General features: G+C 40.9%; 13 protein-coding genes. 7 read left to right on the forward strand and 6 right to left on the reverse strand.

Translation table 11 applies throughout. The features are described from left to right. The first annotated feature begins 107 nt into the window (after positions 1-107). The 6 genes from PR709_RS13840 (at position 108) to PR709_RS13865 (ending at position 6,575) form a co-directional block, all read left to right on the forward strand. Positions 108-644: a Spy/CpxP family protein refolding chaperone gene (locus tag PR709_RS13840; RefSeq protein ID WP_014657231.1), complete on the forward strand. Its 537-nt coding sequence runs from the start codon at positions 108-110 to the stop codon at positions 642-644. Between the two features lie 576 nt (positions 645-1,220). Then, positions 1,221-1,973, forward strand: a complete 753-nt coding sequence (locus tag PR709_RS13845; protein WP_004924398.1) for a M48 family metallopeptidase — start codon at positions 1,221-1,223, stop codon at positions 1,971-1,973. 310 nt (positions 1,974-2,283) lie between these two features. Continuing rightward, the gene (locus PR709_RS13850) at positions 2,284-2,925 is read left to right on the forward strand and encodes a lysophospholipid acyltransferase family protein (RefSeq protein WP_004924402.1); all 642 of its coding nucleotides are present in this window, start codon (positions 2,284-2,286) and stop codon (positions 2,923-2,925) included. Further along, a complete protein-coding gene (locus PR709_RS13855) occupies positions 2,922-3,869 on the forward strand; it encodes a phosphatidate cytidylyltransferase (RefSeq protein ID WP_004924405.1) in 948 nt (315 codons plus the stop codon). The genes PR709_RS13850 and PR709_RS13855 overlap by 4 nt, the downstream gene beginning before the upstream one ends. A 540-nt stretch (positions 3,870-4,409) precedes the next feature. Then, positions 4,410-5,387, forward strand: a complete 978-nt coding sequence (pfkA, locus tag PR709_RS13860; protein ID WP_004924408.1) for a 6-phosphofructokinase — start codon at positions 4,410-4,412, stop codon at positions 5,385-5,387. A 186-nt stretch (positions 5,388-5,573) separates the two neighbouring features. Then, positions 5,574-6,575 (forward strand): sulfate ABC transporter substrate-binding protein, encoded by a 1,002-nt coding sequence (locus tag PR709_RS13865; RefSeq protein ID WP_042117111.1) that lies wholly within the window; start codon positions 5,574-5,576, stop codon positions 6,573-6,575. A 968-nt stretch (positions 6,576-7,543) separates the two neighbouring features. Here the strand turns inward: PR709_RS13865 and PR709_RS13870 are convergent. The 5 genes from PR709_RS13870 to PR709_RS13890 all read right to left on the reverse strand — a co-directional run bounded on the left by PR709_RS13870 (position 7,544) and on the right by PR709_RS13890 (position 13,925). After that, positions 7,544-8,500: an OmpG family monomeric porin gene (locus PR709_RS13870; protein WP_004924417.1), complete on the reverse strand. Its 957-nt coding sequence runs from the start codon at positions 8,498-8,500 to the stop codon at positions 7,544-7,546. Between the two features lie 125 nt (positions 8,501-8,625). Next, positions 8,626-10,506 carry a glycoside hydrolase family 3 N-terminal domain-containing protein gene (locus PR709_RS13875; RefSeq protein WP_042117114.1) on the reverse strand — a complete coding sequence of 627 codons (1,881 nt, stop codon included), beginning with the start codon at positions 10,504-10,506 and terminating at the stop codon, positions 8,626-8,628. A gap of 424 nt (positions 10,507-10,930) precedes the next feature. Further along, positions 10,931-11,878: an OmpG family monomeric porin gene (locus tag PR709_RS13880; protein ID WP_036942548.1), complete on the reverse strand. Its 948-nt coding sequence runs from the start codon at positions 11,876-11,878 to the stop codon at positions 10,931-10,933. Between the two features lie 475 nt (positions 11,879-12,353). Further along, on the reverse strand, positions 12,354-13,124 hold the full coding sequence (gene tpiA, locus PR709_RS13885; RefSeq protein WP_040132578.1) for a triose-phosphate isomerase: 771 nt from the start codon (positions 13,122-13,124) through the stop codon (positions 12,354-12,356). Between the two features lie 186 nt (positions 13,125-13,310). Continuing rightward, positions 13,311-13,925 (reverse strand): DUF1454 family protein, encoded by a 615-nt coding sequence (locus tag PR709_RS13890; RefSeq protein ID WP_004924673.1) that lies wholly within the window; start codon positions 13,923-13,925, stop codon positions 13,311-13,313. Positions 13,926-13,978: 53 nt separating this feature from the next. On the opposite strand from PR709_RS13890, the gene PR709_RS13895 reads away from it, so the two are divergent. After that, the gene (locus tag PR709_RS13895) at positions 13,979-14,401 is read left to right on the forward strand and encodes a DUF805 domain-containing protein (protein WP_014657237.1); all 423 of its coding nucleotides are present in this window, start codon (positions 13,979-13,981) and stop codon (positions 14,399-14,401) included. 37 nt (positions 14,402-14,438) lie between these two features. Here the strand turns inward: PR709_RS13895 and fpr are convergent, their stop codons facing one another. Beyond that, on the reverse strand, positions 14,439-15,185 hold the full coding sequence (gene fpr, locus PR709_RS13900; protein WP_040132576.1) for a ferredoxin--NADP(+) reductase: 747 nt from the start codon (positions 15,183-15,185) through the stop codon (positions 14,439-14,441). Positions 15,186-15,456 lie beyond the last annotated feature (271 nt).

A 15,456-nucleotide genomic window follows, 5' to 3' on the forward strand; every position in this document is an offset into this window, starting at 1 on the left:
TTCCATGACTTTACGTTCTTTTACATGCTCTGACGCTAGTTTGCAGCCACCGGCGTATAGTTGTCCACATTGAATCACGAGCACTGTCCGAGAACAAGGAGTCAGAAATGCAAAGAACAGCACAAACAACAGTAATGTTGACGTTAGCCTCTGCATTCATTTTCGGCTCAGTGACGGCTTTTGGGGATACACCAGAAAATGTGGCACAAACTGGTGATGGTTCGACTCCCCTAATGTTGCAAATGCAAAATGAGCCTACCTCATCAGCGTTGGCTAAACTTCAGCATTATGAGCTGTTTGGTAGTGAAGAACGCACGAGTACATTTATGTTTAATGGTATCACGTTAAATGAAAAACAGCGCCAGCAATTACGTGATTTAATGGCAACACAACGCCGTTATCAATTTGATAACCCAGTTTCAGTGCAAGAGCGTGAAGCATTGCACAGTTTAATTACCGCAGACGACTTTGATGAGCAGGCAGTACGTGCCCAATTAGAAAAAAGTTTGCAAAAAGAATTAACTCAGCGTGTTGAAATGGCGCGAATTCATCATGAATTGTATCAGTTATTAACACCTGAGCAGAAAGCCCAACTTGAGCAGATCCATCAACAAAAAATGTCTCAATATCAGGCTTTGCAATAACTCATTGAATGAAATTTATTGAGTACCGAATTCTCTTGATCGTAGTAGTGAAGTAGCAATAAGTGAAGTTTTTTCCTTGCCATAGACACCATCCCTGTCTTTTACAGCCCCTTTTAGGGGCTTTTTTTTTGCGCTTAGCTTTTAAAATAAAAAATGGATCCCTCTCTATGCTTCCCTTTTGATCACCCGGTTGATGAAGGTTTTTATCGATAATATAAACATGCTGAGCAAATAATATAGGTTCTGAAACAACGGCAAAGGCGCTCTTTAGTGCTTCTATTTTTAATCATCAAGTAGACAAAGCCCTGCGAATTTTATCCTATCTTAGTGTTGTGCGTTTGGTCGATCGCCGCTTTGTGGTGAATTGTTCAGACTCGACTCTACAGAAACTGATTATTTAGTTAATTATTTTGGATAAAGCGAATTATTATTCCAATGATTTTGCTATTAAGACAAAAAACGGGTTAAATTCATTTTATGAAGATGATCTCACTCTATTCCTATTGTTATTTTGCTCAAAATTCATAGTCTTTATGCCGTAAAATTGTTGTGTGTATTGCAAAGGAAAATAATATTATGAAAATGAAGGCTCTTGTTGCAGTCGCTGTCTCTGCTGTCATTTTGACGGGATGTAAAAACTTAGACCAAGGCATGCTAACTAACTCTGGTATGCAATTATTCCAAGCCGCTACTTTAACGGATGGTGACGTTAAGCAATTAAGCGACCAATCTTGTAAAGAAATGGACGCACAAAATAAAATTGCACCCGCTTCAAGCAAGTACTCTAAACGCTTAGATAAAATTGCTAAATCATTAGGCAATGAAATTGATGGCACACCAGTTAACTACAAAGTTTATATGACTGATGATGTGAATGCTTGGGCAATGGCGAATGGTTGCGTTCGTGTCTATAGCGGCCTGATGGATATCATGAATGATAACGAAGTTGAAGGTGTATTAGGTCATGAAATGGGCCACGTTGCACTCGGCCATACACGTAAAGCAATGCAAGTTGCTTATGCCGCGGTTGCCGCGCGTACCGCAGCAGCTTCAGCGGGTGGCGTTGTTGAGCAACTCAGCTCTTCACAATTAGCTGCGCTGGGTGAAAAACTGATTAACTCTCAGTTCTCTCAACATCAAGAGAGCCAAGCGGATGATTTCTCTTATGACTTGCTGAAAAAACGCGGTGTTAAAACTGACGGCTTAGTCACTGGTTTTGAGAAATTAGCTCAAATGGGTAGCAAAGAAAGCAGCATGTTCGATTCTCACCCACCGTCAGCAGAGCGTGCACAACATATCCGTGACCGTATCGCGGCTGACAAAAAATAATTATTTATCCAGTTAGAATAATATTGAAAAGCAGTAGAGGTGCCGCCTTTACTGCTTTTTTTTGTATCTTCATTTGTGTTGATCTTGTGATCATGCCATTAACTTTTTGCTAATAATCTATTCTTTGCTGTTTATCTGCGAATGTTGTCTCAAAAAAAACGAAATCAGACCTTGCTGCTTGCACTCTAAAATAACTCCGCCTATTTTGATGCTTAAATTTCTTTTTGGGTGTATTCGCTAAAAAATAGCTACCCTATTTTTTGTCGTGGCTGGGTAGCAAAAATAAAATAACGATTCGCAAGGAATAAAAATGGAAAAAGCTCAGAGGATTTCTTTGCTAGCAAAAGGCATGGGAATGTTGCTGTCATTTACTTGTCGTTTATTAACGGGCGTACGTACCCGTTGGGTTGGTTGCCAACCGGCAATGACACCACGTATCTATTATGCTAACCATTCCAGCCATCTTGATGGTTTAGTTATTTGGGCTGGATTACCTCCTTTAATGCGCCATGCTGTTCACCCTGTCGCCGCAAGAGATTATTGGGATAAAACGCCCTTTCGACGCTATCTAGTCAATAACGTTTTTCGCGCTGTTTTAATCGACCGTAAAGGTGATGGAACGGCGAAAGAGAATGTCTTAGAGCCACTTGAGGCGATCTTGGAAAAACAAGAATCATTGATTTTGTTCCCAGAAGGTACGCGCGGGGATGGCGAAGAATTAAGTCATTTTAAAAGCGGTATCTATCACTTAGCCAAAAAACACCCTCATGTTGAAGTGGTGCCTGTGTACCTTGAGAATTTAAATCGCGTACTACCAAAGGGGTCGAAGTTGGTTGTGCCGGTGATCTGCTCTGCGGTTGTGGGCAAGCCATTAGCCCCATTAGGCGAGGATGAACCAAAAGCCGTATTCTTAGAGCGTGCGAAACTCGCACTAGAGGAGTTGATGCCATGAGTAGTATTTGGGATAGCGAAATCGTGTTATTGCTATCAGGTGTCTTTAGCATACTTGTGGTCGCTAGTATTATTGGCGGGATCCTCGCTTACCGTTATTCAGGGGATAACAGCAATCCAACTATTGATAACTTGAATGCTCGGATCCGAGCTTGGTGGTTAATGTGTATTGTCTGTGTACTCGCCGTTGTGATTGGCAATATCGGTGTCGTGATTTTATTTGCACTGATCTCATTTTTTGCATTACGGGAGTTTATTACCTTAACACCGACTCGGCGTAGTGACCATGAAGCCCTATTTTGGTGCTTTTTTATTTTCCTCCCTCTGCAATATGTTTTAGTCGGCATTCAGTGGTATGGCATGTTCTCAGTCTTTGTGCCGGTGTTTGTGTTCCTTTTCTTACCTACTCGCATTGCCTTAGCGGGAGATACGTATCATTTCCTCGAGCGTACCTCAAAAATTCAGTGGGGGATGTTAGTCGCGGTATTCTGTTTAAGCCATGTGCCAGCCTTGTTGATGTTGGATATTCAAGGTTATGAGGGGGAAAACGTCAAACTGCTGCTGTTCTTGATTGTGGTTACGCAACTTTCTGATGTGCTGCAATATGTGTTTGGAAAATTGTTTGGCAAACATCCTATTGTGCCAAAATTAAGCCCGAACAAAACCATTGAAGGCTTTGTTGGTGGCATTTTATCTTCCGTGCTAATTGGTATCTGCTTGTATTGGGTAACCCCATTTAGTTGGTGGGCAGCAGGGCTAATGTCACTGGCGATTACCCTAATGGGCTTTGTGGGAGGATTATGTATGTCTGCTATCAAACGCGATAGCGGCATCAAAGATTTTGGCGCCATAATCGAAGGGCACGGCGGGATGCTAGATCGTATCGACTCTTTATGCTTTGCCGCGCCAATCTTCTTCCATCTAACACGCTATTTTTATACTTAATCTTAGGCCTTGTGCCTGATGGCTCCAAGTATTAGCCTTTGAAAATGGAGCCCCGTTGGTTAACCCATAACCGCTAACGGGGCTTTTTTGTTTCTCACTCAATCAATCAATAAACGCTTGAGCCAAAACGGCTCAGTTGCGTAGTTTTGCTTTGGTTTTGAGAAAGCCAGTGAACATTTATTTTTTATCGTGTGGGTAGTAGGCGCCTCTGTTTACTTTTAACTCGCAAGGTTAAGCTTCTATGTTACATAAATGCTATGATATGCACTTAATTTTTGTTTCGAAGTAAGACAACACCCGCTATAGTGAGCCTCTGCTTCTGCGGCAATCCGTTTTATAGACTAAAATTGTGTAAGCTGGATCACAATAAACAAGCAAAGCTTGATAGAAAGCAGGTATAGATAGGTTCCTTTGTCTTATTATAACGCTAGGTGAATCAATTCAGCATGAGTTGTTTATAACAGAATGTACGTTAGAAAAGTACGATATCATTGTGTTTTTCATCGATTTGCAATTTATATTCATTAATCAGAGGTCATCATGGTCAAACAGATTAAAAGAATTGGGGTACTAACAAGTGGTGGTGATGCACCGGGTATGAACGCTGCAATCCGTGGTGTTGTACGTGCTGCACTGAGCGAAGGTTTAGAAGTCATGGGTATTTATGATGGGTATCTAGGCTTATATGAAAACCGTATGAAACAGCTAGATCGCTATAGTGTTTCTGACATGATTAACCGCGGTGGCACCTTCCTTGGCTCGGCTCGTTTCCCTCAATTCCGCGATGAAAAAGTTCGTGCTGTTGCCATTGATAATCTGAAAAAAAATCATATTGATGCGCTGGTGGTGATTGGTGGTGATGGCTCTTATCTAGGGGCAAAATCACTGACAGAGGCAGGTTTCCCCTGTATTGGTTTGCCGGGAACCATCGATAATGATGTGGCGGGAACGGACTATACCATTGGTTATTTCACCGCACTTGAAACGGTAGTGGAAGCGATTGACCGTCTGCGTGACACCTCGACGTCTCATAAACGTATTTCGATTGTTGAAGTTATGGGGCGCTATTGTGGCGATCTGACGCTTTCGGCTGCGATTGCGGGGGGTTGTGAGTTTATCGTTCTGCCTGAAAATGAAATGTCATTTGACCGCGAAGAGCTGTTATCTGAGATAAAACAAGGCATTGAGAAAGGTAAACGCCATGCCATTGTGGCAATCACTGAGCATGTTTGCGATGTTGATGAGCTAGCGAAATATATTGAAGCAGAAACGCATCATGAAACGCGCGCAACGGTATTGGGGCATATTCAGCGTGGTGGCTCGCCAGTGGCTTATGACCGTATTCTCGCATCGCGCATGGGAGCCTACTCTATTCAGCTATTATTAGAAGGTTACGGCGGTCGTTGTGTCGGTATTCAAAATGAAAAACTGGTTCACCACGATATCATTGATGCTGTAATGAATATGAAGCGTGTATTTAAGAAAGAGTGGTACGACACAGCGAAAAAACTGTATTAATCTCTACCTCTACGATTGCAAATCTCACCTGTGCGGTGCCGTTTCAGTGCCGTGCAGGTTTGATCTCTCTGCCTGATTTTTCTGCCTTATATTCTTTTGTTGCATAATTTGTCATTTTTAATTATTTCATGTTATTGATGAGATCTGTCAGCCTTCCTTAACAATTGATTGATGAGGAATGGAAGAATGGCGAGTAAATGGCAGGTAACAACCACATTATTATTAGCGCTCACAGCAAGCGCATGGGCAAAAGACATCCAATTATTAAACGTTTCTTATGATCCCACTCGAGAATTCTATCAGCAATATAACCAAGCCTTTAGTCAGTATTGGAAAGAAAAAACCGGGGATACGGTAACTATCCGTCAGTCTCATGGCGGGTCAGGAAAGCAGGCCACTTCTGTTATTAATGGCTTAGAAGCGGATGTTGTGACGCTGGCTTTAGCCTACGATGTGGATGCGATAGCGAAGAGTGGACGTATTGATAAGAATTGGATCACTCGTTTACCCGATAATTCCGCACCTTATACCTCAACGATTGTTTTTCTTGTGCGTAAAGGAAACCCTAAAAATATCCAAGATTGGGATGATTTGATCCGTAAAGATGTTGCGATTGTCACGCCAAATCCTAAAACGTCAGGTGGTGCACGCTGGAATTACCTCGGTGCTTGGGGGTATGCATTAGAAAAAAATCATCATGATCCAGAGAAAGCCAAGCAATTTGTTAAACAGCTTTATCAAAATGTTGAGGTACTAGATTCAGGTGCTCGCGGGGCGACAAATAGCTTTGTTGAGCGGGGAATTGGGGATGTGTTGATTGCATGGGAAAACGAAGCGTTATTAGCGATTAATGAGCTTGGTGAAAATGGCCAATTTGAAATTGTGACGCCAAGTATCTCAATTTTAGCAGAGCCAACAGTGGCCGTCGTTGATAAAACCGTTGATAAGCGCGGGCGTAGGGAAGTGGCTCAAGCCTATTTAGAATATTTATATTCGCCTAAAGGGCAAGAGATTGCCGCGAAAAATTACTATCGACCACGTAATGAGGAAGTGGCTCAGAAATATCAGCAGCGCTTTCCGAAGTTGAAATTATTTACAGTGGACGATTTGTTTGGCGGTTGGGAAAAAGCTCAAACAACGCATTTCTCTAATGGCGGTGTATTTGATGAAATAAGCCGTCGCGATTAGTTGGTTAGGTTTTAAGCTGAGTTATTGTAAATAAATCCATTGCCTTAAGTGAAATAAAATGCGTTAATTAACTTAAGGCAAATTAATGGAAAACCAAGAACGTGTCATCACGGCGGGCATCATCGACTTCCCCTAAATGGGAATAAACAAGGGCTGATCTCCGCCTGTTGTCCATTTTATCATTCACAAGATAATCAATATCAAAAAGATCGCACTGCTGAATTTGTGTCTATCTAACCGGATATTCGATCTTACTTAGGCAAAATATTACCCATGTCGAAAAACTATGCTGACATTACTACGCCAATTATTTCTGAAAAATAATCAGTATTCCGCGCTTATTTCTTACATCTCTCTTTGTGTGGGGGTGATTTTTTATTATCTGACAGTCATTCTTCAAGTTTTTAGGACGCTATACACTGAACAGAACGGCTTTTATGAAGTCACATACGCGTTTTTTAAAGTCGTGAATTTTGCCTTGCTCGCCTATGTAATTATACTGGCGCCGGTATATTACTATTACCTTAAAACGCGAATTCATTTTTTTTATCGCGTGTTACTGTATTTTATATTACCGTGTTTTATAACTTCTGTTATTTGGTATTTTCGTTTGTACTCTCTATCGCCTAAATCATATAACTCCCCAGAGTTATCACTTGCATTCGTTGAGCACATTATATTTTTTTGTTACATACAAGGCCTGTCGATTGTCATGACTGTACCTGCAATCATGACAGATTGCGTGCTGAGTATACTCAGAAAAATAATCGCTCTAATTTATGGGGCGTTTTCTTCAAAATAAAAAAATCGCATACTCTTAGCGCTATATCCTGACGAGCATTCATCGCATTGAGGATTTTAAGCGAAACTTATATCTGTTGAACAATACTCGTCGCGGATACCCAAAAAAGCTTTTTATAGTGAGAGTGACTGACTTGTGAGGGAGAAGTCAGTCACCTTTTTTTAGCTTATTGCCATACGTATTTGACACCCAGTTGGCCTAGGTAGAATGTCTGGCGGTTGTTGCTGCCAGAGGTGATCCCCGCCCCTTTTGGGTTTTCCCATGTACTTGGCTCAACGGCAAATCCGCCCCATAGCGTCAGTTTTGGGGTCAAATTATAGAAAACTTGGGTGCCGACACGATAGCCATCTTTCACTTTCTGGGTCGTGCGCTGGTTACTATCATAGTTGTGCTCGTTCAGGTAATAGCGGAAGTACGGCATGATGCTCCAATCCTGATTCAAGGTCACTGGGAAGTAGCCGCGGATCTGATTTTGTTCCCATGTTTTATTGAAGTCTTTATCCCACGTCCAGTCGGTATACATGTACAGTTTGGCGGTGGCGGAATCATTGATCTTATAAACAATACCGTGTTCAGATTCCCATTCATAACTATTGGGCGCATGGAAATTGTCATAATGATAAAAGGCATCCCAGAAATTAAATGCCCATTTGTCGTTAAAGTGATAAGTACCACTAGGCATCAACCAAAAGAGTGTATTCGATGGGCGAGCCATAGTACCTGGTGCGGAATCATTAGACTCTTTACGGTAGGTTACGTTTAAGTTGAATTGGCCTACATCGCTAGAATACATTTTTCGTGTCGCACCGATTTGAGTACGGTTACGAATAAATGAGTCTTTTGAGGTTGAAAAATTGTGGTTGTAGCTTCTTAATGACTCTTTGTGCTCAAGAAAAAAGCTCCATTTAGATTCAGGGTTTGACAGAAACAGTTGGCCGATCATGGTGGTTTTGTCGTAGACCTTACCGCCGCTGGTATTATGGTGGCCTTCAAATTTCTCCAGCTCCATATAGACATTGGAGGTAATGCGCCAGTAGTCATTATTCACCGTCTCAACAGCTAATGCAGACGTTGTTAGTGTTGTGGTGGCGAGAAAGAGTAAACCATTCAAAGATGTTTTCATGATGATCCTTTAATTTTTAATTATTGTTTATGAAATAGCAGTGTCAGTTTATTTAGGGTGTAGCAACCAGCCCTTGATATCGCTTTGGATATCAAGGCTGGGAAGAACCTTGTTTAGAAAATAAATTAGTGAGTCGTGTTGTAGGTTTCACCGTGACCATAAGGGAACAGAATTCTGTTACCTTGTGGATTTTTGATGTTAACGGGTAATAGCCCTTTTGGTGGATTTAGAGGTTGTGCCTGTGGATTTGCAAATAGCGTACGTAATCCACTACGAATGTTGGTTTCCAGTGAATTACGGTTGTTATTGGTGATATCAAACCCTGTAATACCGTAGATAGCGATATTCGCTTTGACGCCTTTTAGGTAAGCGATGTCATATGGGTTACGTGATGAAATAACGACAACCGGAATATTCGCTTTGTTAGCTTCATCAATCACCAATTGTGCATTAGCAGGGTTATCTTTTAGGTTATACGTCGTCAGTAATACGAGATCTTGGCCTTTTAAGAGCGATTGAACCTCTTTTGCACTAAGCGTATTTTCAGCCAGTTTGATCATTGCAGTTTGGCTCTCAATCGCGACACCCGTTTCATTAGCAATATCATTTAAGTGCTTTTGAATTAATGTGTTACGTGGGTTTTCATCAGAAATCACCAGAATGCGATTTTGTGGTTTGAGAACATAAGGTAGAATATTATCGTTTTTAATCAGTGTGATAGCTTGCTCGGAAACCATATTTTCTAAGTCTTTATGGCTCTTTGAGGCGACAACAAGTTGAGCATTGTTTAAATCAACAGGCTGTGCGGTGATCTCCTGCTGTAACTTTTTCAGCACGACACGTTTTGCCGACTCATCAATCCGTTTCCTTAACTCAGGATTTTTCTTGGCTTCGCTCTCAAGGTGGCGATACATATTGTCTAAGCGTGTTACCGCTTCGCTATCCCACATTTTGATTGGCATAAGGATAATATCGGAGCCTGCTAACAGTGACGTTTCCACTGCCCAGTTCATATCAAAGTTATCAGCGATTGCTCCCATATCCATAGCATCGGTGATGATAAGACCGTTGTATTTGAGTTCATCACGTAAAACACCGTGCAGGATCGGCTTGGAAAGCGTGGCAGGAGTGCCAACCTCTTTTCCTGATAATGTTTTGATTTTGTTGTTATCTAATGCAGGCACAATAATGTGTGCTGTCATTACCGCATCAGCACCATGACTCAGCGCATATTGGAACGGCGGTAATTCTGTGGAGCGCCAAGCTTTAGCATCGGAATTCACTACGGGTAAGTCGACATGAGAGTCAGAGGAAACATTACCGTGTCCGGGGAAGTGTTTCAGTGAGGTCAATAAATTATATTTGTGGATCCCTTTGATGTAATTGGTTGATAGCGCTTCAACAAGCTCTTTGTTGTCGGAGTAAGAGCGGACACCAATGACAGGGTTGTTTTGGTTGTTATTGACATCAACAACGGGGCCAAAATTGATATTAAAGCCAAGGCTAGATAATTCATAGCCATGGATCATACCCGTCAATTCCGCTAGAGCTGGGTTACGTGTTGCCCCTAATGCCATATTGCCAGGCATTTCGGTGCCGACACGGAGGCGAGTCACATAGCCGCCTTCTTGGTCAGTACCAATAAAGAGTGGCAAATTACTCCGTGAGGCTTGTAGTTGATTAATTAATTCAACGGTTTGTGGGGTATCAATAAGGTTTTCACGGAATAAAATAACAGAGCCTAAATGGTATTGATTAATGACCTTAGCGACTTCGTCATTCATCGCTAGAAATGGTGCAGGCTCGCCTTTGCTGTCTTTATTCCAATAACGGAAATCCAACATAAAAAGTTGGCCGATTTTTTCAGCTTCAGACATGTTTTTCACAATTTCATCAGCCGATTTTTGTTTATCTTTCCACAATTCGTTGAGTTGTGTTTGCGAAAGGGGGTCGGCTAACGACATTGCGCTGAGTAAGCACAGAGAAAGTAGAGTCAGATTTTTCATCGAATCAGTCCTTGGTTATTTTTCGATGAATAATAAGTATCGTAAATTAATTGTAAAGTGAGATTAATCACAGTTAAGACTATTCTTATCCGTTATTAAATAAGAATAGTCGATTATTTAATAATTGAGAAGCCTGCAATTATCTTATTGATTTTAAATGGGTAAATTATCTGGAATAATCAGCGAAATTGTAGAATAATTCCGTTTTGGAATTATTTCTTTATGTGATCTTGACGATAAAGTCGACGAAATAAATTAATCATCTAAATGGTTATCTTACGCTCTAATTTTATTCTGATTAATATGTTAAGTGTAATTTTATTGTTTTTATTAACGTAAAATAGAGGGTTTAATAAAAAAGTCGCAGAAAATTTCTGGCGACTTTTTTAAAGTTATAAAATAAGAAGGTGGTACGCTGTTTTTATCACTGCCAGCTATATTTGAAGCCAATCTGTCCTAAATAAAAGGTTTGCCTGTTATTGGTTCCAGAAGTCATATCATCGTCTTTTGGGTACTTCCACTGTGTGGGTTCAATAGCAGCACCCCCCCATAAAGTCAGTTTTGGCGTTAGCTTGTAGGCTACCTGCGTACCAATACGATAACCATTTTTTACTTTCTGAGTTAAGTGTTTGCGCTGATCATAACTGCTTTCATTCAGGAAGTAGCGGAAATAGGGGGAAATTTCCCATTGATCACTCAGCTTAATGGGTAGGTACACCCTGATCTGATCTTGCGAGAAAATGTTCTTGAAATCTTTATCCCAAACTCTATCACTGTATAACGTCAGTTTTGCCGTAATCGTGTCAGAGTATTTATAGGTGACACCATGTTCAGCTTCCCATTCATAGTTGTTTGACTTTAAAAAGTTACTGTAATAGTAAAAAGCATCCCAGAAATCGAATGACCATTTCTTATTAAAAGCAAAGCTACCTGCTGGCATTAACCAATATAAGCTGTTGGATGAGCGTGATAGGGTGTTGGGTGCAGAATCATTGGACTCTTTACGGTAGGTGCCGTTTAGGCTCAATACGGCGTCTGTACTACGATAAAGTTGGCGTGTGGCCCCAATTTGAGTTCGATTGCGAATATAGGAATCACGAGACGTTGAAAAATTACGCCCATAGTTGCGTAAGGATTCTCGATGTTCTAAATGGAAGCTCCAAAGTGAAGATGGGTTAGTGAGGCTAAGTTTACCGACCATACTGGTTTTATCGAAAACTTTGTTATCAAAACTATCCCGTTGACCGCGGTACTCTTCAAGTTCCATATAAACATCAGTATCAACATGCCAATAATCATTATTTGTTTGAGATACCGCAGTTGCAGGTAGTATTATTGCAGTGCTTAGAATTAAACCTTTTAAATATTCCATAATCATCCTTATAGCGAATGTTTTATTTTATAAACGCCGATGACAATATTTCTTAAATAGGTGGCGACCATTGTTTGTTGATATTAATGAGATGATTAATCTATTTATTTAAATATCTTTCTCATAAAGATAAATAGATAAAACAATAATCACAAACGAGGTCAATATAATGTTGGGAGATAAGAGGTGTCCAGTATTCTCAAACGGAGGTATAACAGGAATAATCAAGTTTATTAGTGAGATGTGTGGTTTTTTATATTGATGATTTGAAGTTTTTTTCTATTGGGAATAAATAAAATATTGAAAGAATAATTTGCATTAAGGAATTTCTGTTTTTGTGATCGCATTAAGTTAATATAATCGTTTCAAATATAATTATTTATTATTCCTTAATAGGGGGATTATGTTTTTAATTATGGCATTAAATAAAAAAACCGCCAATAAATATTGGCGGTTATTATCAATGAAATATAAATTATTTGGCTTTTTTAGCTTCAGCGGCTGCTTTAACGATAACAGCAAACGCATCTGCTTTAAGTGATGCGCCACCAACAAGTGCACCATCGATATCCGGTTGAGTGAATAGCTCTGCTGCATTGCCTGCATTGACTGAACCACCGTATTGGATGATGACTTGCGCAGCAACCGCAGCATCTTTTTTCGCAATATGGTCACGGATAAATTTATGAACAGCTTGAGCCTGAGCTGGCGTCGCTGATTTACCTGTACCGATAGCCCAAATTGGCTCATAAGCGATGACCGCATCTTGGAATGCTTGGGCGCCTAGTGTATTGAGTACAGCGTCGATTTGGCGAGCGCACACTTCTTCTGTTTTACCTGCTTCATTTTCTGCTTCGCTTTCACCGATACAAAGAACAGGAACCAAGCCTTGCTCTTTCAGTACAGCAAATTTTTTAGCAATAAACTCATCGCTTTCTTTGTGGTAGGTGCGACGCTCTGAGTGACCGATAATAATGTATTTTGCGCCGATATCTTTGAGCATTTCGGCAGATGTTTCACCAGTAAATGCGCCGGAAAGATTGACGTCAACGTTCTGTGCACCTAGGGCGATACGGCTACCTGCAAGCGCATGTTTTGCTTGAGTCAGATAAATAGCCGGTGGCGCAATTGCTACGTCACAGCCATCAACACTGCTCAGCTCGTTGCGTAGGCCAGCAATCAGGTCATTAACCATGTGAGTGCTGCCGTTCAGTTTCCAGTTACCCATTACCAATGGATGTCGCATGTTGTTTCCTCCAACCAGAGAGTTTGATTTATCAATAAGTGACTCGCTGCTGTGTAACACGGGGTGCAACGAGAAAAATTTTTCTGTTATGGACCTTAAAAATTTAGGTGTTAAGTATAAAGAGAATACATAACAATAGCTTTGCTTTTTATCACGCTGATGACGATTGCTGTGATCATTATCCGGTTAAGGTGCTTCTGTCTTTAGCTTAATCGGTTCAACAGCAAAAGTAAGCACATTATTTTCACTTTTTACTAAAATGTAGCGCAGTGCACCTAAACGTACTTCGTCTGCATAGGTTGGCTCTTTATTCGCGATGAATGCCTTTAGTGCTTTTGTCAATTCAGGGGTTTTATCTATTGCAACGGTTGGATCAAATTGTTGAATAACAGCCACCGCATAGCGTTCCATCAATTGTCGATTGGCTTGAGCCTCATTGTTATCGCGGGTTGGCAGTAGCGTGATCTGTAAGCTTTTAATTTTCTCGCTTCCACGCTCCAATACGGCGGATGAATAGATATTGGCATTGATCCGAGAAGCCGCTCGTATATAGGGAGCTGAAATGTCTTGGCTTGCAATCACTTTATATTCATGTAGTGGTAAATTGGGGTTTGTTTGATTAAATTGGTTACGAAACTGTGGGATGGTAAGGTCAAACGAAGGCGCATCCGGCGCTAAATAAGCGACTTCAAAATCACTATTCGGTAGCGTGGGTACTTTTTGCGCAAATGTCATTTGTGGCAAACCAAGTACAAAAACGGTTATCATGACGTGAATTGAATGGAGTGCGTGTTGTTTCATTTGTTTTTGCCACTCATTTTATGGTTTTTAATATTGTATCAGGATCCGGTGTAATGACATTACAACAATGGGCTTTCTCCTTCAAAGGTCGTATTGGTCGTCGACCATTTTGGGCAGGTATCGCATCGTATTTTATTTTAATGACAATCATTGTGTTACTGCAAAATGCATTTGCATTACCTGAAACGGTTGTGATTGTATTACTGGTTTTATTGCTTTATCCGCTAGCTGCAATATTTACTAAGCGTTTGCATGATAGAGGGAAACCCGGTGGCTGGTTTGCACTGGTGATCCTCGCTTTCGCCCTATTTTCAATGGATGTTAGCCAATTAGCCCCTGTTTGGCAGTGGGGAATTGGGCGCTTTTTACCGCTGTTAATCGCTATGATTATGTTACTAGACTGTGGTGTTTTTGTAGGGATGGATTCTGAAAATCAGTATGGTGAAAAAACACAATCTGTTGATTACCTGTCTTGATCCCCTCTCTACGGGTGAAAGAGGGGGATCAAAATGGTTACCAATATTGTTCACTGCTGATATGACCCGGTTTACGGCGTAGGTGTTTGCTCATTCCTCGGGTTTTTACCAATAGCTCGCGAGTATCTCTGACCATTTCAGGGTTACCACATAACATCACATGGCTGCTGGTGGCATCAAGCGAAACGCCAGTGGCTTCTTCGAGCGTATTGTTTTCAATCAATGCTGGCACACGTCCATATAACGCATCGTCGCAATGTTCACGGCTAACAACGGTAACTAAATGCAGCTTTTCTGGGTAGCGTTTGGCTAATTGCTCCATTAAGGGGAGATAGCTGAGATCTTTCTGGTAGCGAACCGCGTGCAAAAGTACGATTTTTTCAAATCGTTCAAGGTCTTTGCCTTCTTGTAATATCGATAGAAAAGGGCCTATCGCGGTGCCAGTGGATAGCATCCAAAGGTTTTGGCAGTTGGGAATTTCGTCTAATACAAAGAAGCCTGACGCTTCATCCGTAACTTGTAAGGTATCTCCAGGGCGTAATTGAGCCAGTTTAGGGCTAAGTTTACCATTTGGTACAACCACAAAGTAGAATTCAAGGCGATCGTCACTCGGGGCGTTAACGTAAGAGTAAGCACGTTGCACTCGTTCACCTTCAATTTCGAGAGCAAGTTTTGCAAATTGGCCGGCGATAAAAGGTTTGATAGGGGCGTTGATCACTAGGCTGAATAAAGAATCTGTCCAAAATTTTGCTTCAATAACGGTTCCGGTAACCCAATTAGCCATAAATATTCACCTCTGGATTTTTTTCTAACTTTGCTGCTTATCAGAGTTTCATACTAAATCAGTTTACTATTTGCGCTTATCGATAATGTGTTCTAGTGAATTATTCTTTTTAAGAGATCACAAACAAATTTAATGTACAGTTTTATTGCCATATCCGGCGAATATCGCTGACATTGCACCATTAATTAAAATGCTGTCCTACCTCGAAAAAAAAATTAGTTTTGTTATCTTAGTCACGCAACGGTGACATGGGCATGATGTACTGCCGATT

The organism is Providencia sp. PROV267 (assembly GCF_028477825.1).
Taxonomy (GTDB): Bacteria; Pseudomonadota; Gammaproteobacteria; order Enterobacterales; family Enterobacteriaceae; genus Providencia; species Providencia stuartii.